At 58.4% G+C, this 1,080-nt stretch carries 1 pseudogene; it reads left to right on the plus strand.

Annotated features, from left to right (window positions below):
* Positions 1 to 201: 201 nt before the first annotated feature.
* A pseudogene (locus HMPREF0574_RS09270) lies at positions 202 to 1,080 on the plus strand (cell wall-binding repeat-containing protein); the annotation flags it as partial.

A 1,080-nucleotide genomic window follows, 5' to 3' on the forward strand; every position in this document is an offset into this window, starting at 1 on the left:
GTGTGCCGCCGAGTGGGGGTGTGGGGGCGTTAAGAAATGGCACGGTGTGCCGTTTTAGCCGAAACTCGTCTCAGTGCTGTCTCAGTCTGTTTTCCCCGGTTCGGCTGGTTTGTCGTGTTCGCTGGTGGTGAACAGCGTGCGGGGGGGGGGTATTTTTTAGCATTTTGTTGCCCAGTTTTTTTCTAATGTTAGGAGTTTGATATGGGTGTGAAGAGATGTTTGGTGGGGCTGGTTGCGGCTGGTTCTATGTTTGGTTTGGCTGGTGTGTCTAGCGTGCCGGCGGTGGCTGGTGAGTTGGCGCATGAGCGTTTGGCTGGCTCGTCTGGGGTGGAGACGTCCCTGGCGGTGGCGAAGCATACGTGGGGGGCTGATTGGAAGGTGGTGTATGTGGCTTCTAATCGTAACCCGGTGGATGCCCTGCCGGCGGCGACTATTGGGGATGGCCCGGTGGTGTTGACTGATGGTAAGGGTCTGAATCTGGGTGGGGTGAAGCCCGGCAAGATTGTGTTGCTTGGTGGTGTTGGTGCGGTGCCGCAGGCTATTGAGGACCAAGCGAAAGCTACAGGTGCCGAGGTGGTTCGTTTGGCGGGGGCTGATCGTAATGCTACGGCGGTGGCTATCGCGAAACGGTGGGTGAAGGTTAATGGCACCCCGAAGAATGTGTATGTGACGAAGAATACGGGTTCGGGTTCTCCGGATGCGGTCGCGGCTAGTGTGTTGCGTGATGGTCCGATTTTGACGTTTACGTCTGATGCGTCGGCGGCAGCATTGCCGGGGGTTCGTCTCCGAACTGAAAGCCCCCAAGGTTACTGCCCTGGGTGGCGGGGCTGTAGTACCGGATACCATTCTCAACACGGCTGCTGGTGGTAAAGCGACGGCTCGTTTGGCGGGGGTGAACCGGTATGAGACCGCGTTCACTATCGCGAAGTACGGGAAGGCTCAAAAGTCCGGCAGTGTCGTGTACCTGGCATCGGGTACGGCATTGAAAGACGCGATGGTCGCCGGAGCCGCCAAAGACGGAGTTATCCTGCTCAGCCCGGCTAACGGGGAGGGTGTGAAAGCGAAAGCTGACGCCCTGGG

The organism is Mobiluncus curtisii subsp. curtisii ATCC 35241 (genome assembly GCF_000146285.1).
Lineage (GTDB): Bacteria > Actinomycetota > Actinomycetes > Actinomycetales > Actinomycetaceae > Mobiluncus > Mobiluncus curtisii.